Here is a 21202-nt window from a genome sequence, read left to right as displayed (position 1 = left end):
CTCCCTGTGGCGTGACACTACCGGGGGCGGACCCCGTGCTCAGGCGCTGCGATCAGCGGTGCGATCAGGGGGTGCGGCGGTCGCGGTCCGCGAGTCGGACGAGCGCCCTGCCCTGGGCGACCGGGGTGAGCAGGAAGGCGAGGCCGAGCGGCGCCAGGCCGGCCAGCTCGGCGGACGTCAGACACTCCGGGAGGTCTGCGAGGGCGTTGAGCGCGCTGCCGTACCAGAGGAGCAGCACCGCGAGCGCGAGCGGCACCAGCCGCCACCGGCGTCGGGTCGCGACGACCGCGAGCGCCGCCGGCACCCACACGACGGTGAAGACGAGGACCACGCCGATGGTGCCCGGCCAGCTGAAGCCGGTCTCGTGGCCCAGGACGACGGAGAAGAGCCGCATCCACAGCCGCGCCGCGGCACCGCCGAGCGTGCCGACGAGGAGCGCGAGCGCGAGTCCGCGGGCGACGACGCGCAGGATCCGCAGCGCGCGCGACGGGTGACGCGAGGTGGTCCCGGCGGGCGGCGCGACCGGTGCGGTGGGTGACGTGGGGACGGTCGAGGGGGTGGTGACCGGGACGGCAGTCATGGTGGGGCTCCGTGGGTGGGGGCTGGGTGCGCCGACGACGCTAGGGACGCCGGAAGCCCCTGCGCCCCAGGGAAAACCCTGGGATGCTCGGGTCGAATCGTTCCATCCATCGAAGGAGCCCTCCCGTGCAGCAGCGCACCATCGGCGACCGGACCGTCAGCGCGATCGGCCTCGGCGGCATGCCGATGTCCATCGAGGGCCGGCCCGACGAGGCCCGCTCGATCGCCACGATCCACGCCGCGCTCGAGGCGGGGGTGACGCTGGTCGACACCGCGGACGCCTACCACCTCGACCCGACCGACGTCGGGCACAACGAGCTCCTCATCGCCAAGGCGCTGCGCCTCGCGGGCTCCGCCGCCGACGACGTCCTCGTGGCCACCAAGGGCGGGCACCGCCGGCCGGGCGACGGCTCCTGGTACGTGCAGGGCGACCCGGCGTACCTGCGGAAGGCGTGCGAGGCCTCGCTCCAGCGGCTCGACGTCGAGGCCATCGGCCTCTACCAGTTCCACCGCCCCGACCCCGCGGTGCCGTACGAGGAGTCGGTCGGCGCGATCCGCGACCTGCTCGACGAGGGCAAGATCGTCATGGCAGGGGTCTCCAACGCGGACCCGGAGCAGATCCGCCTCGCGCAGGAGGTGCTCGGCGGCCGGCTCGTGTCCGTGCAGAACCAGTTCTCCCCGGCGTTCCGCAGCAGCGAGGCCGAGCTCGACCTCTGCGCGGAGCTGGGCATCGCGTTCCTCCCGTGGAGCCCGCTCGGCGGCATCTCCCGGGCCGGGGAGCTGGGCGACCGCCACGCCGCCTTCGCCGAGGTGGCGGCCGAGCGCGGCGTCAGCCCCTACCAGGTCGTGCTGGCCTGGGAGCTGGCCAAGGCGCCCGTCGTCATCCCGATCCCCGGCGCGAGCCGCCCCGAGAGCATCCAGGACTCCGCCCGCGCCGCGGACCTCGAGCTCGGCGCCGAGGAGCTGGCGCGCCTCGACGCCGCCTGAGCACACGAGTCACGCCGGCGTCGGGCCGCTCTCCCCCAGCGCCCGGCGCCGGCGCCCGATCCGCAGCGCGATCCCGGTGTTGAGCGTGCCCACGACCAGCAGCAGCGCCCCGTTCGACCCACCGGGGTCGGTCGCGAGCGTCAGCCCCAGCACCAGCGGCACCACCCCGCAGACCAGGTAGGTCCAGAAGCGCCGACGGGACGGCGGCAGCCGCACGGCCGCACGCAGCTCCGCGAGGTCGAGGCGCGGTGGCGGGCCGGCCGTGATGGCACCGCCCAGGTCCGGCGGAACCGGCGCGGACGGCGGCAGGGCGACGTCGGCCGCGCCTGGCGGCAGGTGCAGCAGGACCTCGCCGTCGTCGGCGTACGGCGGCGCGACCGCCGTCCGCGGCAGCTGGTGCAGCCAGTACCGGTCGACGACCTCCGTCAGCGTCTCCACAGGCACACCGGGGGCGCCGACGAGCAGCACCTCGCGGTCCTCCCGCCAGACGGCTCGGACCCCGGGCACGGCGGCGAGCACGCCCATCGTGCCCGCCACGAGGTGCTCGTACGGGTGCGCGGCGGTGTCGCTGAAGCCCAGCTGGACCAGCCGGCCGAGGTGCTCGTGCCACGGCCCGGGCTCGACCCAGTAGACCGGGTCGCCGTCGAGGACCCCGGAGAGATGTTCCATGCCCGTGCAGTCGACCGGCTCGGGCCGACGATGAGTCTCAGGCCTCGAGGAGGATCGTCACGGGGCCGTCGTTGACGAGCTCCACCTGCATCATCGCGCCGAACCGCCCGGTCTCGACGCGCAGCCCCCGCTCGCGCAGGTCGGCGACGACCGCCTCGACCAGCGGCTCGGCGACGGGCCCCGGTGCCGCGGCGTTCCACGTCGGGCGCCGGCCCTTGCGCGTGTCCGCGTAGAGCGTGAACTGGCTGACCACGAGCACCGGCGCCCCGACGTCCACGGCGGCCTGCTCGTCCCGGAGGATCCGCAGCTCCGCGACCTTCCGCGCGATGAGCGCCGCCTGCGTCGGGCCGTCGTCGTGCGTCGCGCCGACCAGCACGACGAGCCCCGGCTCGTCGATCGCGCCGACCACCTCGCCGTCGACCGTCACCGACGCGCGGGTGACCCGCTGCACCACCGCGCGCATCAGCCGTCCCGTCGCGCGACGACGCCCGCACGGTCGGCTCGGCAGGCCGGGTCGGCGCCGTCGGCCCCGTCCGCCGCCCAGGCCGTCGACCACCGCGTGCGCACCTCGCCGACCGGTGCCCCGTGGCCGAGCACCGGCGTCCGCCCGACCGCCCGGACGGCCGCGACGACGTCGTCGTCCACCCCGTGGCGGCCGTGGACCGCGGAGACCTGCAGCGCCACCTCGAGCGCCGCGGCCATGACGGCGGGGCGACCACGGCCGCCACCGTCGGCGAGCTTCAGCGCGAGGGCGGTGCCGTCGGGCAGCGCGGCCGCGTACACGCCCTCGGCCCCGTCCTTCGCGACGAGCCCGGGGACGGCCTCGCAGAACGCCGTGACGTCCCGCCCGGTGCCCCCCACGAGCCACGGGCGCGTGCGCACGGCGGCCGCGACCCGTCCCTCCGCCGACGACGGCGCGTCCGCCGCCGCCCGCACGAGACGGGCGAAGCCGTGCGCGAGCCCGACGACGGTGGTGGACAGCAGCGGCGCCCCGCAGCCGTCGACGGTGACGTGCTCGACCGGCGCGCCCGTCAGCTCCTCGACGCCCGCACGGATCGCGCGCTGCAGCGGGTGGTCCGCCGCGAGGTACCCGGTGGTGGGCCAGCCGGCCAGTGCGCACGTCACGAGCATCGCCGCGTGCTTGCCCGAGCAGTTCTGCGTCAGGCTCGTCGGCCCGCCGCCCGCCTCGCGCCATCCGGCGGCCGCCGCCGGGTCCAGGGGCAGGTCGGGCGTGTTCTGCAGGTCGGCCTCACCGAGGCCCGCGGACCCCAGCACCCGGCGGACGACGTCGAGGTGGCCCGGCTCGCCGTTGTGGCTCGCGCACGCCAGCGCGAGCCCGTCGTCGTCGACCTCCAGGCCCGCACGCAGCATCGCGACCGCCTGGAGCGGCTTGAGCGAGGACCGTGGCCAGACGACGGCGCCCGGCTCGCCGAGCGCGAACGCGATGCCGCCGTCGGGCGCGACGACCACGACGTGCCCGAGGTGGACCGACTCCACGAGCGGGCCGCGCACCACCTCGGCGAGGAGCTCACCGGGGTGGAACGGGACGGCGTCGGCGACGGTGCCCGCGTGGGGCCCCGCCGTCACCACCCGCCCCGCGAGCCGCCGCCCGACCCGCCCCGGCCCGAGTACGGCGCGATCGCGGGCTTCACGTCGACGAGGTACACCGTCGCCGCGACCGCCGCGATGACGGCGAAGAAGAGGAAGCCCGAGTTGCCGAGGCCCACGAAGGCGATGGCGGTCGCGACGCCGAGCACCGCGAGCCAGAAGTTCTTCGTGCGCTTGCCACCCGCCGTGAAGGCGCTCGCGGGGCGCCGTGCCGCGTCGACGAGGGCGACGACGCACAGACCCAGCACGAGCAGGGACAGCGCGAGGAAGACGATGCTCTGGGCAGAGGAGAGGAGTCCCACGGTCGAAGCGTACGCAACCGCACCGAGGTGCTGCTGCGCGGGGCTAGGAGCCCCGGCGGCAGCAACCGGGTGCCGAGTCCGGTCGTGACGGCCGGTCAGAGCTCCGGCAGGTGCGACCGGGCGTCCGCCGGTGGCACGCCGGCCGCCTCGAGCAGGTCCACCACGACGGACCGCACCAGCAGGACGACGCCCTGGACGTGCCAGTCCTCGGGGGCCAGGGCCCGCGGGTCCGTGCGCTCCGCCGCCGCGTGCAGCCGCGCCCGGAGCGCCGCGGGCACGGCCCCGCCGCCGACGGCGGTCGCGAGCTCACCCGTGGTCCGCGCCACGTCGCTGACGAGCTCGCCGAGCTCGGTGAGGTCGTGGTCGCCGTCGAGGAGCGGTCGGCACCGGCGCACGAGGACCCGGGCGTTGCGCATCGCCCGGTCCGCCCGCACGGCGGCCCCCTCGAGGTCCAGCAGCTCGCTGCGGTGGCGGCGGTGCGCCGGCGACACCCGGGCGCTCGCGCGGGCGTCCGCGGCCACGGACCGCCACTGGTCCAGCGCCGGCTGGGAGGCGCGCCCGCGGACGAGGGCGTCCTCGACCAGCTCGTCGTCCACGGCGAGCAGCCCGCGTCCGAGGTCGCGCAGCACCTGGGCGACCTCCTCCAGCCCCTCCTCCGCGAGGTGCCGCACCCGGCGCCGCGGGTCCTGGGGCCACAGCGCCGTCACGAGCAGCGCGATGCCGCCGCCGACCAGGGCGTCGACCCAGCGGCCCAGCGGTGACCCGGCCTGGGCCGCGGGGAGCGCCACGATGACGATGGCCTGGACGCCGGCCTGCGTGGTCAGGAGCGCTCCCCGGTCGAGCAGCCGCGCGACGAGCGCCGCGAGCGCGAGCACCACGCCGACCTGCGCGGGACCGGACCCGATGACGTTGACGAGGAGGTCGCCGAGGAGCACGCCGACGGCGACGCCGGCCGCCAGCTCGGCGACCCGCCGCGGCTGCCGGTCGACGCTGAACCCCAGCGCGACCCAGGCGGAGACGGGCGCGAAGAACGGGTTGGTGTGCCCGAGGACGTTCGACGCGACGGCCCAGGCGGCCGCGGCCGCGGCGCTCGCCACCAGCACCGGCACCAGCGCACGCCGGACCCGCGCGGATCCCTGCCGCAGGCGCGCCCGCACCAGCAGGCGCAGGGCACGCGAGGAGGTCACCGGGACGTCGTCAGAGCATGCCGCGCGGCCCGCCGAGCCCGCGCGCGACCTCTCCGCGCGCGGCGGGGCGGTCTGCCGAGACGCCCTCGCCGGGGACGACCGGCTCCTGGGCCGCGGAGACGTCGCCGCCGTCGCACGCGACGACGACCTCCGCCTCCGGGTCCGCGCTGCGCTTGACGACCGCGAGCGCCACCGGTCCGAGCTCGTGGTGCCGGGCCACGCTCGTCACGGTCCCGATCGACCGCTCGGCGAGCGACACGTCCGCCCCGACCTCGGGCAGCAGGTGCCCGGAGCCGTCCAGGTGGAGCATGACGAGGCGTCGCGGCGGGCGCCCGAGGTTGTGCACGCGCGCGACCGTCTCCTGCCCCCGGTAGCAGCCCTTGTGCAGGTGGACGGCGGTGCGCAGCCAGTCCAGCTCGTGGGGGATGGTGCGGTGGTCCACCTCGTGGGAGAAGCGGGGTCGCCACGACTCGACCCGGAGCGCCTCGGTCGCCCACGTGCCGGCGAGCCGCCAGCCCGCCGCCTCGCGGGCCGCGACCGCGTCGACGAGCCCGGCGCGGGGCACGAGCACGAGCCGCCACGCGCGGTCCGCCCCCGGGTGCTCGTCCTCCGGGGCGCCGTACCGCGTGCCCCCCGGCAAGGTGCGCGGCCACGGGTCGCGCCACGTGACCGGCTCGCCCTCCGTGCCCTCGGCGTCGACCGGCTCACCGACCGCGGCCCAGTCCGCGGTGACGTCCGTGACCTCGACGCGCATCATGAACCGCATCCGGTCCAGCCAGGCGGCGAGCGCCGGGGCGGTCTCGCTGACGAGCCAGGTCGTCGTCCCGTCGTCGACGACGGCGGCCGCGTGCTCGACGTGCCCGTGGGGGCTGAGGACGAGGGTCTCGGTCGACGTCCGCGGCGCCAGGTCCGTCAGCTGCTGGGACGTGATGCTGTGCAGCCACGACAGCCGGTCCGGGCCGGTCACGGTCACCACGCCCAGGTGCGACTGGTCGACGACGGCGCCGCCGTGCGCCAGCGCACGCTGCTCCGCGGTGGGGTCGCCGTAGTGCCACGCGACGCCGGCGTCGGCGCCGCTCGCCGCGACCGCACCGCGGCGCGCGAGCAGGGGGCTCGGGGACGGGGCGTCGTCGGCGGAGGGGGTGGTCGTCTGGTCGTCCGGAGCCGTCACGGCACCGCCTTCCGTCGGTTCTGGTCCGCCTAGTCCTGCACGCGGGTGAGTCGTGCGGAGGCGTAGGACTGGAGGGGCTCGCCGAACGCGGCGATGTCCCAGGTCCACATGAGCTCGCCGCGGACGAGTCCGAGCAGCCGCGTGGCGGCGCCGATCTCGGCGGCGTCGGGAGTGCGGGCGATGAGGTCGCTCGCGAGGTCGATCCGCCCGTTGCCGGTGACGCCGGCGTAGAGCGTCAGGTGGCCGGCAGGGTCGCTGAGCAGCAGCTCGACGGGGTGCCGGTCCTCCGCCAGGTCCGCCGGGCGCTCGGGAGGTACGCGCCAGTAGCCCGTCTCGGTCGCCCAGACGCGCTGGTCACCGTCCTCGCCGGTGGCGATCCACGTCGTCACGGTCCACCGCAGGTAGGGCCCGCCGTCGTGGTCGACGTGGACCTCCTGCTCGACGGCCGTCTCGGGGATGTTCGGGTACGAGACCGTGCCGGTCCCGCGCCACCGGCCGACGAGCCAGGCGAGCGGGTAGACCTCAGGGGCGAGCCCCTCGGGGATCGTGAACACTCAGCGCTGTCCCTTGTACAGCTTGTAGACGACGTACAGCGAGAACCAGCCGATCGCCGCCGAGGCCACGACCAGCAGTCCGATGAAGAAGATCTCCAGGGCCTCCATGCGGCGATTCTACGGTGCGTACAGTGCGGCCATGCCGACCGCCCCGCGCCCCTCTCAGGCCGCCGAGCCCCTCGGGGGACCGCGGCCCCTCGTGGTCAAGACGACGTCCGGGGCCGACCGGCCGGAGGCGTGCAACCAGGCCCTCACGGTGGGCGCCGCGGCGGTCGCCGCCGGCGCCGACGTCAGCCTGTGGCTCACCGGGGAGGCGGCGTGGCTGGCCCTCCCCGGCCGAGCGGCGGACCTCCGCCTGGAGCACGCGACGCCTGCCGCCGACCTCCTCGAGGTCGTCCTGTCCGGGGGCCGGGTCACCGTGTGCACGCAGTGCGCGCAGCGGCGCGGGATCACGGCCGACGACGTGCTGCCCGGCGTGCGTGTCGCGGGTGCGGCGAGCTTCGTCGAAGAGGTCCTGCGGCCGGGGGCGCAGGCGCTCGTCTACTGACCGCTCGGCGCCGCTCAGCCGACGAGGATCCGGCCGACCACGTAGACGAGGATCCCGCTGACGAGGATCGGCAGGACGATCGCGGCGACGGACGCCGCCGGTCGGCGCAGGCTCGCGACGCCGTCGAGCAGGACGTGGAGGGCCGCCACGAGCAGTCCCGTGGCGAAGCCCAGGGCCAGCCCCGGCACGATCGAGAGCCCCGGCATGACGCTGCCGACCGCAGCGCCCGCGATGACGCCGGCCACGGTCGTCACCAGCACCCCCGTGCGGACGCCGAGGTGCACCGCGGAGACGGCTGCGGACACCGCGAGCGCCGCCGCGCCGGTGATGACGAGCGCCGTGTCGCCCGGGGCGCGGACGGCCGCCACCCACCCGGACGCCGCCGAGACGACCAGGAGCCCGGTGACCGTGCCGGTGACGGACTCCACCAGACGCAGCCGCCCGTCCTGGCGCAGGAGCTCCGCGAGGAACGAGAGCAGCACGCCGAGGGCCACCACCGTCGGGACGAGCCAGAGCAGCGGCGCGCCGGTGCTGACGGTGACCGCGAGGACCGAGCCGAGGCCCACGAGCGCGATGACCACACCGGTGCCCAGGGGGTTCGGCAGGTCCAGCAGCACCGGCCAGCCGACCGCGAAGAAGAGGGTCAGGACGCCCGCCACCGCGACCAGCGGGAGCTGACCGGCGAAGGCCGCGGCCGCGACGCCGGCGGCGAGGCCCGCGGTGAGGACCGCGCGGGTGGACACGTCCATCAGCCGACGGCTCCCCGTCGTCCGGGGACGGTGGGGGCGGGACGGTCGGGCACGGACGAGAGTGTGGCAGATCGACCGGAGCCGGACCGGCTCGCGTGCGCGGCTGCGGTCCGCACGTGGGCACCCGGTCCGCCTCCGGGCGTCGGCGCGCTAGCGTGAGGTCCAGCCGTTCCCAGGAGGCAACACCGGTGGCGGATCTCTTGCTGCTCACACCCAGCGCCGGGGGCTCCGCCCAGGTGCTCCCGGCGCTCGGCCTGCTCGGGCACCGGGTCCGCGTGCTCCCCGTGGAGCCGTCGGCGCTCCTCGACGCGCCCGACGCCGACGTCCTCCTCCTCGACGCGCGCCGCGACCTCGCCGCGGCGCGGTCGACGTGCCGCCTCCTGCGCGCCACCGGGCTCACCGTCCCGCTCGTGCTCGTCCTCACCGAGGGCGGCCTCACCGTGGTCACCGGCGAGTGGGGCGCCGCGGACTTCCTCCTCGCCGACGCCTCCCCCGCGGAGGTCGAGGCGCGGCTGCGGCTCGCCATCGAGCGCAGCGGCGCGGCCGCCGGGCCGGGCGCGGTCGAGGAGATCTCCAGCGGTGACCTGACGATCGACGCCGGCGGCTACACCGCCCGCCTGCGTGGCCGGCCGCTCGACCTCACCTACAAGGAGTTCGAGCTCCTCAAGTACCTCGCCCAGCACCCCGGACGCGTCTTCACCCGTGCGCAGCTGCTGCAGGAGGTCTGGGGCTACGACTACTTCGGGGGCACGCGGACCGTCGACGTCCACGTCCGCCGCCTCCGGGCGAAGCTCGGCCCCGAGTACGAGCAGCTCATCGGGACGGTGCGGAACGTCGGCTACCGCTTCGACCCGCAGCCGCGCCGCGGCGCCGAGGCGCCGGAGGCGGCCGAGGACCCGGCCGCCGACGACGCGCCGTCCGTCCCGGCGGGGCCGGCCGGCAGCTAGGCGCGACGACGGCCCGGCGCCCGCCGGGACGTGCGATCTGATCGAGGTCGTCTAGGCTGCCGGGCGGAGCGCCGGGAAGCCTGGTCGGCACCGCTGCCGCATACCCGGAGGAACCATGGACCGGAACGACGCCCCCGACGACCGCCCCTCGACGCGCGAGGACACCCCACCCACCGGTGCCGGCGCCCCGGCGGAGGACAACCCGGAGCCGACGCTCGCCGGTGGCCTCTTCCGCACCCTCACCCCCGGCGGGCTGCGCAACTTCGCCGACACCCTCCGCAGCGAGACGACGGGCGGGGTGCTCCTGCTCATCGGCACCGTCATCGCCCTGGTGTGGGCCAACTCCGCGGCTGCCGAGAGCTACGAGGGCCTGCGGGACACCGTGGTCGGCCCCGCCGACCTCCTCGGCATCCACCTGGACCTCAGCCTGGCGACGTGGGCGAAGGACGGCCTGCTGGCGATCTTCTTCTTCGTCGTCGGGCTCGAGCTCAAGCGGGAGATCGTCGACGGCGAGCTGCGCCGGCCCGCCACGGCCGCCCTGCCGATCGTCGCCGCCGTCGGCGGCATGGCCGTGCCCGCGCTCATCTACACGGCCGTGAACCTCGGCGCCGACGGCGGCGCGACCCGGGGCTGGGCCATCCCGACGGCGACCGACATCGCCTTCGCCGTGGCCGTGCTCGCGATCTTCGGCAGAGGGCTCCCGGCCGCACTGCGGGCGTTCCTCCTCACGCTGGCCGTCGTGGACGACCTGCTCGCGATCATCGTCATCGCCGTGTTCTACAGCGACTCGATCTCCCCGCTGTGGCTCGTGGGGTCGTTCGGCGCGATCGCGGTGTTCGGCCTGCTCGTCCAGCGACGCATCACGCCGCTGTGGGTGCTGCTGCCCCTGGCGGTCCTCGCCTGGGTCCTCATGCACGAGTCCGGCATCCACGCCACCATCGCCGGCGTGCTGCTCGGGTTCACGGTGCCGGCACTGGCGCGTCCCGGGTCCTCGAGCACGCCGGGCGAGGAGCTCAGCCTCGCCGAGCGCTGGGAGCACCGCTGGCGTCCCGTCTCCGCCGGCTTCGCCGTCCCCGTCTTCGCGTTCTTCGCCGCCGGGGTCGCGCTGGACCCGGAGTCGCTCGCCGCGGCGGCCGTCAGCCCGGTCGCCCAGGGGGTGGTGCTCGGTCTCGTCATCGGCAAGCCGATCGGCATCGTGCTGGCCACCGCGCTCATGTCCAAGGTCACCCGGACCCCGCTCGGCAGCGGGCTCGGCTGGCTCGACATCGTGGCGGCAGGCTGCGTGGCAGGCATCGGGTTCACCGTGTCGCTGCTCATCAGCGAGCTCGCGTTCGCCGGCGCGGAAGGTGCCGAGGTCGCCCGTGCGGCGATCCTCATCGGCTCCACGACGGCGGCCGTCCTGGGCGCCGTCCTGCTCACCGTCCGCGGCCGCTGGCACGTCGCCAAGGCGACGCCGGAGGCGTCGACGGCACGGTAGGTTCGGCCGGTGACCGACTCGTCCGCCGTGCTCGTCGACGGCCCGTGGCGGCACCAGTTCGTCTCGGCGAACGGCGCACGCTTCCACGTCGCCACCTCCGCACCGGAGACCGCCGCCGGGCCGGCCCCCGTCGTCGTGCTGCTGCACGGGATACCCCAGACGTGGTGGGCGTGGCGGCACCAGCTCCCCGCGCTGGCCGCCGCGGGGTACCGCGCCGTCGCCATGGACCTGCGCGGCACCGGGGCGTCGGACAAGCCTCCTCACGGGTACGACGTGCCGACGTTGGCGCGCGACGTCGCCGGTGTGGTGCGCTCCCTCGGCGCCCAGAGCGCCGTCGTCGTCGGGCACGGGGTCGGGGGGACGGTCGCCTGGTCCATGCCGGCGCTGCAGCCCGCCGTCACCCGCGCCGTCGGCGTGCTGTCGGCCCCGCACCCGGCCGCCCTGCACACCGCCGCCGTCGCGCGGCACCTGCTCACCCGCACCACCGCGCGACGCATCGCCCTCGCCCAGCTGCCGTGGTTCCCCGAACGGCGCCTCACCCACGGTGACCTCGTGGCCCGGCTGCTGCGCGAGTGGGGCGCGCCCGGCTGGCCGCCCGACGACGTCGTCGCGCGGTACCGGGAGGCGGCCCGCGTGCCCTTCGCCGCACACAGCGCGATGGAGACCGTGCGCTGGCTCGTGCGGTCGACGCCGCGCGTCGACGGCCAGCGCTTCCTGTCGGCGGTCCGCAGACCCGTCGAGGTCCCCGTCCTGCAGCTCCACGGCACCGCGGACCGCTGCATCCCGCTCGCCGCCGCCCGCACGGCGGTCGGCAACCCCCACACGTTCCGGACCGTCGCCGGCGCGGGGCACTTCCTGCCGGAGGAGGCCCCGGAGGAGACGACCCGGGCGCTCGTCCAGTGGCTGGACGGGCTCAGCGGGGCGGAGGCCCGTCCTTGACGAGGCGCGCCGCCGCCTGCGGGTCGGTCTCCCCCAAGCCGTAGGACGGGCACAGGGCCGCGAGCGGGCACGCGCCGCACGCCGGTCGCCGGGCGTGGCACGTGCGCCGGCCGTGGACGATGAGGCGGTGGGACGCCATCACCCACGCCGACCGCGGCAGCAGGGCGCCGAGCTCGTGCTCCACGGCCACCGGGTCGTCCTCGGCCGTCAGCCCCAGCCGGCGCGCCACCCGACCGACGTGCGTGTCGACGGGCAGCCCGGGGACGCCGAACGCGTTGCCGAGCACGACGTTCGCCGTCTTGCGGCCGACGCCCGGCAGCCGCACGAGCTCTTCCATCCGCGGCGGCACGTCGCCGCCGTGCCGCTCCACCAGCGCCTGCGCGAGCCCGAGGAGCGACTGCGTCTTGGCCCGGAAGAAGCCGGTCGGGCGGACGAGCTCCTCGAGCTCCGCGCGGTCGGCACCGGCGAGGGCCGCGGCGTCCGGGTACCGCGCGAACAGCGCGGGCGTCACCTGGTTCACCCGCACGTCGGTCGTCTGCGCGGACAGGACCGTCGCGACGAGGAGCTCGAACGGCGTCGTGAAGTCGAGCTCGCAGCCGGCGTCGGGGTACCGCTCGGCGAGGAGGCGGTCGGCGCGCCGCGCACGGCGCGTCAGCGCCAGCGGGGAGGGGCGGTCGTCGGTCGAGGCGGGCACGCGGGCAGCGTACGGCGGGGCCCCGACACGGCAGCGGTCCCGCCCGGACACGCTCCGAACCGGTGGGGACAGGGCCCTGTCACCGCCCTGGCGGAGCCCGCCCGTCGGACGTCCCGGAGCAGCAGGGTGAGACGGGTGCACCGAAGGGGTGAAGATCCTGCCCCAACGCTCAAGGAGCGCAGGTCACACGTCGATCACCGTGTCAGAACAGGGCCCGCCCCGGCGCCCCGCTATATGCACGGAGGACCCCATGGCGCTGGCCCAGGTGGACGGCGTCGGACCCGCCGTCCCGACGGTCGACGCACGTGCCGCGCGCCGCACGCTGCGCGCGGAGCGGGCGCAGCTGTCGCACTGGCGTCGGCTCCTGCGCGCGCGGCTCGACCTCGCCGTCGCCGGGTTCGCCCCGCCGGAGCCGCTCGGCGCGTTCACGTGGGAGCTCGTGCCCGACGCCGTCGTCCTGCTGCCCCGGGCGCAGGAGCTCGCCGAGGCGATCCGGATGAGCGACGACGGAGACGTCGTCGACCTGCTCACCACGCTGCGGCGGCTGGACCGCATGCTGTCCCGCTACGCCGACGACCTCGACGTGGCGATCGAGGAGACGACGCAGCTGCTCCTCGCCGAGCAGGCGGCGCAGCCGCTGGGCGCCTCGCCGGTCGGGGACGCTCGCTGACCTGCGCCGGGTGCGGCAGGATGGGCGTGGCCCGCCGGTAGGGCCGGCGGTGACACCCCGACGAAGGACGGAACGCGTGGACGACGACGTGGTGCTCTCGGCACCGCTGTTCGCGGGCATCGAGCCCGAGGCGGCACAGGCCCTGCTGGGATCGATGCGGCTCGTGCGCCTCTCCCGCGGCCAGGCCGCGTTCCACGAGGGCGACCCGGGCGACCGCCTCTACGTCATCGGCGCCGGCAAGGTGAAGCTCGGTCGCCGGTCCAACGACGGCAGGGAGAACCTGCTCGCGGTCCTCGGTCCCGGTGAGATGTTCGGCGAGCTGTCGCTCTTCGACCCCGGCCCCCGCACGGCGACCGCCTCGGCGGTCTCGGAGACGAACCTCTACGAGCTCAGCCACGACGAGCTCATCGCCTGGCTGGAGCGCTACCCGCCCGTCGCCAAGCACCTGCTGGAGGCGCTCGCCCGGCGGCTGCGCCGGACCAACGAGGCGCTGGCGGACCTCGTCTTCTCCGACGTGCCCGGCCGGGTCGCGAAGGCCCTCCTCGACCTCGCCCGCCGCTTCGGCGAGCGGACCGACGACGGCGTCAAGGTGGCCCACGACCTGACGCAGGAGGAGCTCGCGCAGCTCGTCGGCGCGTCGCGGGAGACGGTCAACAAGGCGCTCGCCGACTTCACGACGCGCCGCTGGGTGCGGCGGGAGGGCCGTGCGCTGGTGCTGATCGACATGGAGCGGCTCGAACGGCGAGCCCGCTAGCGCACCTCGACGACGAGCTCGATCTCGACCGGGGAGCCGAGCGGCAGGGCCGCCACGCCGACCGCGCTGCGCGCGTGCACGCCCGCGGGACCGAGGACGTCGCCGAGCAGCTCGCTGGCACCGTTGACGACCTGCGGCTGACCGGTGAAGCCGGGCTCGCTCGCCACGAAGCCCACGACCTTGACGACCCGCACGACCGCGTCGAGGTCCCCGACGAGGTCGGCGACGGCGGCGAGCGCGTTGAGCGCCGCGGTCCGGGCGAGGTCCTTCGCGACGGCCGGGTCGACCGCGTCGGGACCGTCGCCCACGACCCCGGTGACCGGCAGGGCGCCGTCGACGAGCGGCAGCTGCCCCGACGTCCAGACGTGGTCGCCGCTGCGGACCGCCGGCACGTAGGCCGCGACGGGTGCGGCGACCGGGGGCAGGGTCAGGCCCAGCTCGTGCAGCCGCGCTGCGGCCGTGCCGGGCGACGCGCCTGCGGCGTCGCCGTCCGCCGCCACGTCAGCGCTCGCCGGTGGGGCGCTTGAGGTAGGCGACCAGGCCCGTGCCGTCGGGTCCGGGGACGACCTGGACGAGCTCCCAGCCGTCGGCTCCCCACTGGTCGAGGATCTGCTTCGTGGCGTGGATGATCAACGGGACGGTGGAGTACTCCCACGTGGTGGCCATGCGTGGAGCCTAGCCGCGCCGTCTCAGGCGGGGGCACCGTCCGCTGCCGCGACGGGCGCCGCGGTGCGACCCTCTGCGTCGTCGTCGTCCTGGGCCGGGTGGGCCGGCGCACCGGTGGTGAGGCGGCGCACGGAGCGACCGCGCCGGACGAGCGGCGCCACGAGGTCGGGCTCGCTCTCGACGACCGCCCGCCACGACACCACGTCGGGCCGCTCGCGCAGGAGCGCCCTCCGCTCGCGCTCGGTCATGCCGCCCCAGACCCCGAACGGCACCCGGTGGTCGAGCGCGTCGACGAGGCAGTCCACCCGGACCGGGCACTGCCCGCACAGGAGCCGGGCCTGGCGCTGGGCGGCCCCGGAGACGAACAGCGTGTCCGGCTGCTCGTGCCCGCAGCGCCCGTAGGCGGTCCAGTCCTGCTCGAGGAGGTGCGCAGTGTGCCCCATCCGACCACCGTAGGGACGGCGAGAACGCGTCGACAGGGACCTTCGCACCTCGCTGCGACCTGGGCGTGGACCGATGATCCTCACGATTGCTCCACACGTCTCCCAGGCTCTGGTCAGGGCGCTCCCGTACCCTGTCGCTCATGGTGCCGTCCGCCCCGTCCTCGCCCGCGCGCCCAGCGGTCCCCGACTCGTCCGGTACGGCCCGACGTGGTCGGCGGGTCAACGTCTTCCAGGCGCTCGCCCTCCTCCTCGCCTTCCTGCTCACCGCCGGCGTGGGGGGCGTCCTCGCCGCCGGCCTGATCATGCCGGCGGTGGCGACGACGAGCGCCATCACGGACTCCTCCGTCGAGCTCTTCGAGGAGCTGCCGACGGACCTGGAGCCGCAGGAGCTCTCCCAGCAGTCCCGGATCTGGGCGGCGGACGGGACGCTGCTCGCGACGTTCTTCTACCAGAACCGCATCGTGGTGCCGCTCGCGGAGGTGGCGCCCGTCATGCAGCAGGCCGTCATCGCGGTCGAGGACCGCCGCTTCTACGAGCACGCCGGCGTCGACGTCGAGGGCATGGGCCGCGCGCTGCGGACCAACCTCTTCTCCAACGACACGGAGGGCGGCTCCACGCTCACGCAGCAGTACGTCAAGAACGTCCTCATCGACGCGGCGTTCTCCCGCGGGGACATGCAGGCGGTGCAGGACGCGATGGTCTCCAGCGGCAACGCGGGCATCGCGCGCAAGCTCGAGGAGGCGAAGCTCGCGATCGCGCTCGAGAAGCGCATGTCCAAGGACGAGATCCTCGAGGGCTACCTCAACATCGCGCAGTTCGGCCCGTCGGTCTACGGCGTCGAGTCCGCGGCGCGCTACTACTTCTCGGTCTCCGCGAAGGACCTCAACTACCTCCAGGCCGCGACGATCGCCGGCATCACGCAGGCACCCAACGCGAACGACCCGGTGACGGCGCCCGAGAAGGCGCAGGCCCGGCGCGACACCGTCCTGCTGACGATGCTCCAGCAGGAGAAGATCACGCAGGAGGAGTACGACGCCGGGGTGGCGACCCCGCTCCCCGACACGCTCGCGGTCTCGGACCCGGGCAACGGCTGCGTCACCGCCGGCGGTGCCGCGTTCTTCTGCGACTACGTCACGAAGGTCATCGCGCAGTCGCCCGAGTTCGGGGAGACGCCGGAGGACCGGCGCCTGCTGCTCATGCGCGGTGGGCTGGACGTGTACACGACGCTGGACCTCCGGCTGCAGGCGATCGCCGACGAGGAGGTCCGCGCGGCCGTGCCGAACGCCGACCCCAGCGGGCTCGGCCACGCCATCTCCACCATCGAGCCGGGCACCGGCAAGATCCTCGCGATGGCGCAGAACCGCGTGTACAACCCGCGCGAGGCGACGGAGCCCGTGCCGGGCGAGACGGCGGTCAACTACAACGCCGACTTCGCCTACGGCAGCTCCGGGGGCTTCCAGCCGGGCTCGACGTTCAAGCCCTTCGTCCTGACGGAGTGGCTGCGGCAGGGCAAGAGCCTCAACCAGGTCGTCGACGGCGAGCGGCGGGAGTACGACAGCGAGGACTTCACCGCGAGCTGCGACCCGAACCTCTACATCGACGCCGGCTGGCGCCCGAACAACTTCGACGGAGAGGGCCGCGGGCGCATGACCGTCCTGCAGGCCACCGCCAACTCCATCAACACCGCCTACATGTCGATGGTGACCCAGCTGGACCTCTGCTCGATGGTGGAGACCGCGGAGGCCGTGGGCTTCCACCGCGCGAAGGGTGGCGAGCTGCTGCCCGTCCCGTCGATCGCGCTGGGGTCCCAGGAGGTGTCCCCGATGACGATGGCGTCGGCCTTCGCGACCTTCGCCGCCAACGGCGTGCACTGCGAGCCGATCGCGATCACGCGCGTCACGGACCGGGACGGGACCGAGCTGCCGGTGCCGTCGGCGAACTGCCGTCAGGCGATCGACCCGACCGTCGCCGCCACGGTGACCTACGCGCTGCAGGAGGTCATGACCAACGGCTCCGGCAAGGCGGCCCAGCTCTCGGGCCGGCCGTCGGCGGGCAAGACGGGGACGACCAACGAGAACTGGCACACCTGGTTCGTCGGCTTCACGCCCCAGATGGCCAGCGCCGTGTGGCTCGGCAACCCGCGCGGGAACGTGCCGCAGCAGCAGATCGAGATCAACGGCCGCTACTACCGCAGCGTCTTCGGCAGCACGATCTCGGCGCCGACGTGGGACCGCTTCATGACCCGCGCTCACGAGGGGATGCCGGCCATGGGGTTCCCCGAGCCGAACAGCCGGCTCCTCTTCGGCGACCAGGTGGCCGTGCCGAACGTGGCCGGCCGCTCCGCGCAGAACGCCGTCGACACGTTGGAGGCGGCCGGCTTCACCGTCCGCGTCAGCGAGACGCCGGTGGACTCCCCCTACCCGGCCGGGGCCGTGGCGTACACCGACCCGGCGGGCGGCGGGCGCGTCACCGCCGGCAGCACCGTCACCATCCACATCTCGAGCGGACGCAGCGCCGCCCCGGCGCCGGCACCCGCGCCGGCTCCGGCACCCGCGCCACCGCCGGCCCCGGTCGACCCGGGCCAGGGGAACGGGAACGGCAACGGGAACGGCAACGGGAACGGCAACGGGGGCTGAGCCGGTGACCCTCCGCGGCACGCTCGCCGGTCTCGCCCTGGCGGGTGCGGCCGGCCTGGCGTACGCGACGGTGGAGGCACGGCAGTACACCCTGCGCCGCGTCAGCGTCCCCGTGCTGCCGCGGGGGCAACGCCCGCTGCGCGTCCTCCACCTCTCCGACCTGCATCTCACGCCGTCCCAGCGCGACAAGGTGGCCTGGGTCCGCAGCCTCGCGGAGCTCGAGCCGGACCTGGTCGTGGACACCGGCGACAACATGGCGCACCCCGAGGTGCTGCCGACCCTCCTCGAGGCGCTGGACCCGTTCCTCGACGTCCCGGGCGCCTTCGTCATGGGCTCGAACGACTACTACGCGCCCGTGCCGAAGAACCCGGCGCGCTACCTCATGGACGACTCCCGCTCGCGGAAGCCGCCGCCGCGGCCGCTGCCCGCGGACGAGCTCGGCGCGGCCCTCCGGGACGCCGGGTGGAAGGACCTCAGCAACCGGCGCGACGTGGTCACCGCCGACGGCCGTGACCTCGCGCTCGTCGGCGTGGACGACCCGCACCTCCACCGCGACCGGTTCCCCGACGGCCCGGACGCGCACCCCTCCCCGGACCTGCGGCTCGGGGTGGCGCACGCTCCTTACCGGCGCACCCTGGACGCCATGCACGCCGACGGCAACGACCTGGTCCTCGCGGGGCACACCCACGGCGGCCAGCTCTGCCTGCCCGGGTGGGGCGCGCTCACGACGAACAGCGACCTCGACACCCGTCGAGCCAAGGGGCTCCACGGGTGGCCGGGGGCACGTCCGGACGAGCCCCGGGGCGGCGGTTCCACCTGGCTGCACGTCTCCGCCGGGCTCGGCACCTCCCCGTACGCGCCCGTGCGGTTCGCGTGCCGGCCGGAGGCGACGCTGCTCACCCTCGTCGAGCGCTGACCCGGACCGTCGAGCACCTGAGGTGGCCGGGCTGCCGACGAGCGGGGGCGATTACGTCGGGACGCCGGTGCTGGGCTATCCTTCTCGGGTTCCACCGGGGTGTGGCGCAGCTTGGTAGCGCGCTTCGTTCGGGACGAAGAGGTCGTGGGTTCGAATCCCGCCACCCCGACAGGAGCGAAGGCCCCTGACCAGCGCGGAGACGCAGGTCGGGGGCCTTCGTCGTCCCCGCTGCCGCTCCGCTCGCCCGTCCGTGGCGGGGGCTTCCGGAGCCGCGGGTCCAGGCCCTAGATTGACGAAAGCACGCCGGTGACCAGGTCAAACCCGGCAGGCGGCACGTCGGGCGAGGACGCCCGTGGCCATCCCGGTCCCGGGTCCTCGCGGTCGCACGGGGTTCCGGAGGACTGCATGAGCGTCGTACAGGTGGCACTGACCCAGACCCCGTGGACGGGCGACAAGGAGTCGATGATCGCCCTGCACGAGGACTACGCGCGGAAGGCCGCGGCCGACGGTGCGCAGGTCGTCGGGTTCCAGGAGCTCTTCTACGGGCCGTACTTCGGGATCACGCAGGACCCCAAGTACTACGCGTACGCGGAGTCGGTCCCCGGCCCGACCGTGGAGCGGCTGGCGTCCCTCGCGAAGGAGCTCGGCATCGTCATGGTGCTGCCCGTCTACGAGGAGGAGGCCCCCGGCATCCTGTACAACACGGCCGCGGTGGTCGACGCGGACGGCTCGTACCTCGGGAAGTACCGCAAGCACCACCTGCCGCATTTGCCGAAGTTCTGGGAGAAGTTCTACTTCCGCCCCGGCAACCTGGGCTACCCGGTCTTCGACACCGCCGTCGGCAAGGTGGGCGTCAACATCTGCTACGACCGCCACTTCCCCGAGGGCTGGCGGGTGCTCGGCCTGCACGGCGCCGAGATCGTGTTCAACCCGAACGCCAGCGCCCCGGGCATCTCGAACAAGCTGTGGCAGATCGAGCAGCCGGCGGCGGCGATCGCCAACGGGTACTTCGTGGCGACCAACAACCGCGTCGGCGCCGAGACCAACGAGTACGGGGAGGACGCCGTCGCGTTCTACGGCTCGTCGTACGTCGTCGGGCCCGACGGCAACCACGTCGGCGAGGTCGCCAGCTCGACGGAGGCCGGGTACATCGTCCGGGAGGTCGACCTCGACCAGATCCGCACCGTCCGCGAGCGCTGGCAGTTCTACCGGGACCGCCGCCCCGACGCCTACGGGCCGATCACCGCACCGTGAGCACCCCGTCCCGTCGGCAGGAGGCACCGTGAAGACGCTCATCCGAGGGGGCACCGTCGTCAACGCGACCGGTCGCCACGCCGCCGACGTCCTCATCGACGGCGAGACCGTCGCCGCCGTGCTCGCGCCCGGGTCGACGCTGCTCGGCTTCGACGTCGCAGCCCACGTCGACCGCGTCATCGAGGCCACGGGCAAGTACGTCATCCCCGGCGGGATCGACGCGCACACGCACATGGAGCTGCCGTTCGGGGGCACGGCCGCGTCGGACACCTTCGAGACGGGCACCCGGGCGGCTGCCTGGGGCGGCACGACGACGATCGTCGACTTCGCCGTCCAGCGCACCGGGGAGCGCGTGCAGGACGGGCTCGAGGCGTGGCACGCCAAGGCCGCCGGGAACTGCGCCATCGACTACGGGTTCCACCAGATCATCGGCGGCGTGGACGTCGACTCGCTGGCGGCCATGGGCTCCCTCCTGGACGAGGGTGTCAGCAGCTACAAGCTCTTCATGGCCTACCCGGGCGTCTTCTACAGCGACGACGCGCAGATCCTGCGCGCGATGCAGAGGGCCGCCGACCTCGGGCTCCTCACCATGATGCATGCCGAGAACGGGCCTGCGATCGACGTGCTCGTCGAGCAGCTGCTGGCAGCGGGGAAGACCGACCCGTACTTCCACGGGGTCGCGCGCGCGTGGCAGATGGAGGAGGAGGCGACCCACCGGGCGATCATGCTGGCGGACCTCACCGGCGCCCCGCTGTACGTCGTGCACGTCAGCGCCAAGCAGGCCGTCGAGCAGCTCGCCGCGGCGCGGGACCGCGGCCGCAACGTGTTCGGCGAGACGTGCCCGCAGTACCTGTACCTCTCCCTCGAGGAGCAGCTGGGCGCCCCCGGGTTCGAGGGCGCGAAGTGGGTGTGCTCCACGCCGCTGCGGTCCCGCGCCGAGGGCCACCAGGACCACATGTGGCGGGGCCTGCGCACCAACGACCTCCAGATGGTCTCCACCGACCACTGCCCGTTCTGCATGAAGGGGCAGAAGGACCTGGGGCTCGGGGACTTCTCGAAGATCCCGAACGGGATCGGCGGGGTGGAGCACCGGCTGGACCTGCTCTACCAGGGGGTCGTGACCGGACAGCTGACCCTCGAGCGATGGGTCGAGATCTGCTGCACCACCCCGGCGCGCATGTTCGGGATGTACGGCCGCAAGGGCGTCATCGCGCCCGGGGCCGACGGCGACGTCGTCGTCTACGACCCGGACGGCCACACGAGCATCGGGGTGGGCAGGACGCACCACATGAACATGGACCACTCGGCCTGGGAGGGCTTCGAGATCGACGGTCACGTCGACACGGTGCTGTCCCGCGGGGAGGTCGTCGTCGACGACGGCGAGTTCCTCGGTCGCGCCGGCCACGGGCGGTACGTGCGCCGCGAGCTCTCGCAGTACCTGACCTGAGGAGGT

General features: G+C 74.7%; 24 protein-coding genes and 1 tRNA gene. 12 read left to right on the top strand and 13 right to left on the bottom strand.

The window, feature by feature from the left end; translation table 11 throughout:
• Window positions 1-64: 64 nt before the first annotated feature.
• Window positions 65-580, bottom strand: coding sequence for a hypothetical protein (locus LG379_RS01720; RefSeq protein ID WP_225752871.1), 516 nt, complete (start codon window positions 578-580; stop codon window positions 65-67).
• Between the two features lie 125 nt (window positions 581-705).
• Between LG379_RS01720 and LG379_RS01715 the strand changes: the two genes are divergently transcribed.
• Window positions 706-1566 (top strand): aldo/keto reductase, encoded by an 861-nt coding sequence (locus LG379_RS01715; RefSeq protein ID WP_225752870.1) that lies wholly within the window; start codon window positions 706-708, stop codon window positions 1564-1566.
• Window positions 1567-1575: 9 nt separating this feature from the next.
• Here LG379_RS01715 and LG379_RS01710 read toward each other — a convergent pair whose 3' ends face one another.
• From LG379_RS01710 to LG379_RS01680, 7 genes are all read right to left on the bottom strand, one after another.
• Window positions 1576-2235, bottom strand: a complete 660-nt coding sequence (locus LG379_RS01710) for a hypothetical protein (RefSeq protein ID WP_225752869.1) — start codon at window positions 2233-2235, stop codon at window positions 1576-1578.
• A gap of 37 nt (window positions 2236-2272) precedes the next feature.
• Complete coding sequence (gene dtd / locus LG379_RS01705; RefSeq protein ID WP_225752868.1) at window positions 2273-2698, bottom strand: D-aminoacyl-tRNA deacylase; 426 nt, start codon at window positions 2696-2698, stop codon at window positions 2273-2275.
• Entirely contained in the window at window positions 2698-3822 is a 1125-nt protein-coding gene (locus LG379_RS01700) for an asparaginase (protein ID WP_225752867.1), read from the bottom strand. Before LG379_RS01700 ends, dtd begins: the two co-directional genes overlap by 1 nt.
• Window positions 3819-4145, bottom strand: coding sequence for a DUF2516 family protein (locus LG379_RS01695; protein ID WP_225752866.1), 327 nt, complete (start codon window positions 4143-4145; stop codon window positions 3819-3821). The genes LG379_RS01700 and LG379_RS01695 overlap by 4 nt, the downstream gene beginning before the upstream one ends.
• A 95-nt stretch (window positions 4146-4240) precedes the next feature.
• A complete protein-coding gene (locus tag LG379_RS01690) occupies window positions 4241-5332 on the bottom strand; it encodes an aromatic acid exporter family protein (protein ID WP_225752865.1) in 1092 nt (363 codons plus the stop codon).
• Window positions 5333-5342: 10 nt separating this feature from the next.
• On the bottom strand, window positions 5343-6503 hold the full coding sequence (locus LG379_RS01685; protein WP_225752864.1) for a folate-binding protein YgfZ: 1161 nt from the start codon (window positions 6501-6503) through the stop codon (window positions 5343-5345).
• 29 nt (window positions 6504-6532) lie between these two features.
• Entirely contained in the window at window positions 6533-7057 is a 525-nt protein-coding gene (locus tag LG379_RS01680; RefSeq protein ID WP_225752863.1) for an FABP family protein, read from the bottom strand.
• Between the two features lie 139 nt (window positions 7058-7196).
• On the opposite strand from LG379_RS01680, the gene LG379_RS01675 reads away from it, so the two are divergent.
• Window positions 7197-7604, top strand: coding sequence for a DsrE family protein (locus LG379_RS01675; protein WP_225752862.1), 408 nt, complete (start codon window positions 7197-7199; stop codon window positions 7602-7604).
• A 14-nt stretch (window positions 7605-7618) separates the two neighbouring features.
• On the opposite strand, the gene LG379_RS01670 is transcribed toward LG379_RS01675, so the two are convergent.
• Window positions 7619-8353, bottom strand: a complete 735-nt coding sequence (locus LG379_RS01670) for a hypothetical protein (protein WP_225752861.1) — start codon at window positions 8351-8353, stop codon at window positions 7619-7621.
• A 188-nt stretch (window positions 8354-8541) separates the two neighbouring features.
• Between LG379_RS01670 and LG379_RS01665 the strand changes: the two genes are divergently transcribed.
• The 3 genes from LG379_RS01665 to LG379_RS01655 all read left to right on the top strand — a co-directional run bounded on the left by LG379_RS01665 (window position 8542) and on the right by LG379_RS01655 (window position 11716).
• Entirely contained in the window at window positions 8542-9300 is a 759-nt protein-coding gene (locus LG379_RS01665; protein WP_225752860.1) for a response regulator transcription factor, read from the top strand.
• Between the two features lie 115 nt (window positions 9301-9415).
• The gene (nhaA, locus tag LG379_RS01660; protein ID WP_225752859.1) at window positions 9416-10777 is read left to right on the top strand and encodes a Na+/H+ antiporter NhaA; all 1362 of its coding nucleotides are present in this window, start codon (window positions 9416-9418) and stop codon (window positions 10775-10777) included.
• A gap of 9 nt (window positions 10778-10786) precedes the next feature.
• Complete coding sequence (locus LG379_RS01655; protein WP_225752858.1) at window positions 10787-11716, top strand: alpha/beta fold hydrolase; 930 nt, start codon at window positions 10787-10789, stop codon at window positions 11714-11716.
• Here LG379_RS01655 and nth read toward each other — a convergent pair.
• Window positions 11691-12410: an endonuclease III gene (nth, locus tag LG379_RS01650; RefSeq protein ID WP_225752857.1), complete on the bottom strand. Its 720-nt coding sequence runs from the start codon at window positions 12408-12410 to the stop codon at window positions 11691-11693. The genes LG379_RS01655 and nth overlap by 26 nt on opposite strands.
• 250 nt (window positions 12411-12660) lie before the next feature.
• Here nth and LG379_RS01645 point away from each other — a divergent pair, with 250 nt between their 5' ends.
• Entirely contained in the window at window positions 12661-13080 is a 420-nt protein-coding gene (locus LG379_RS01645) for a hypothetical protein (protein ID WP_225752856.1), read from the top strand.
• A gap of 76 nt (window positions 13081-13156) precedes the next feature.
• Window positions 13157-13834 (top strand): Crp/Fnr family transcriptional regulator, encoded by a 678-nt coding sequence (locus LG379_RS01640; RefSeq protein ID WP_225752855.1) that lies wholly within the window; start codon window positions 13157-13159, stop codon window positions 13832-13834.
• On the opposite strand, the gene LG379_RS01635 is transcribed toward LG379_RS01640, so the two are convergent.
• The 3 genes from LG379_RS01635 to LG379_RS01625 are packed head-to-tail and all read right to left on the bottom strand — an operon-like array spanning window position 13831 to window position 14943.
• Complete coding sequence (locus LG379_RS01635; RefSeq protein WP_225752854.1) at window positions 13831-14334, bottom strand: RidA family protein; 504 nt, start codon at window positions 14332-14334, stop codon at window positions 13831-13833. The genes LG379_RS01640 and LG379_RS01635 overlap by 4 nt on opposite strands.
• 1 nt (window position 14335) lies before the next feature.
• A complete protein-coding gene (locus LG379_RS01630) occupies window positions 14336-14500 on the bottom strand; it encodes a DUF4177 domain-containing protein (protein ID WP_225752853.1) in 165 nt (54 codons plus the stop codon).
• A gap of 23 nt (window positions 14501-14523) precedes the next feature.
• On the bottom strand, window positions 14524-14943 hold the full coding sequence (locus tag LG379_RS01625; protein WP_225752852.1) for a WhiB family transcriptional regulator: 420 nt from the start codon (window positions 14941-14943) through the stop codon (window positions 14524-14526).
• A 140-nt stretch (window positions 14944-15083) separates the two neighbouring features.
• On the opposite strand from LG379_RS01625, the gene LG379_RS01620 reads away from it, so the two are divergent.
• The 5 genes from LG379_RS01620 to hydA all read left to right on the top strand — a co-directional run bounded on the left by LG379_RS01620 (window position 15084) and on the right by hydA (window position 21196).
• Window positions 15084-17579, top strand: a complete 2496-nt coding sequence (locus tag LG379_RS01620; RefSeq protein ID WP_225752851.1) for a transglycosylase domain-containing protein — start codon at window positions 15084-15086, stop codon at window positions 17577-17579.
• A 4-nt stretch (window positions 17580-17583) separates the two neighbouring features.
• Entirely contained in the window at window positions 17584-18495 is a 912-nt protein-coding gene (locus tag LG379_RS01615) for a metallophosphoesterase (protein ID WP_225752850.1), read from the top strand.
• Window positions 18496-18590: 95 nt separating this feature from the next.
• Window positions 18591-18664 (top strand) — tRNA-Pro (locus LG379_RS01610).
• Between the two features lie 236 nt (window positions 18665-18900).
• Window positions 18901-19749: a nitrilase-related carbon-nitrogen hydrolase gene (locus LG379_RS01605; protein WP_225752849.1), complete on the top strand. Its 849-nt coding sequence runs from the start codon at window positions 18901-18903 to the stop codon at window positions 19747-19749.
• Between the two features lie 28 nt (window positions 19750-19777).
• Window positions 19778-21196, top strand: a complete 1419-nt coding sequence (gene hydA, locus LG379_RS01600; RefSeq protein WP_225752848.1) for a dihydropyrimidinase — start codon at window positions 19778-19780, stop codon at window positions 21194-21196.
• Window positions 21197-21202: the final 6 nt, after the last annotated feature.

The organism is Actinotalea sp. Marseille-Q4924 (genome assembly GCF_916618755.1).
Classification (GTDB): domain Bacteria; phylum Actinomycetota; class Actinomycetes; order Actinomycetales; family Cellulomonadaceae; genus Actinotalea.
This window is presented reverse-complemented; position numbering and strand designations above follow the sequence as displayed.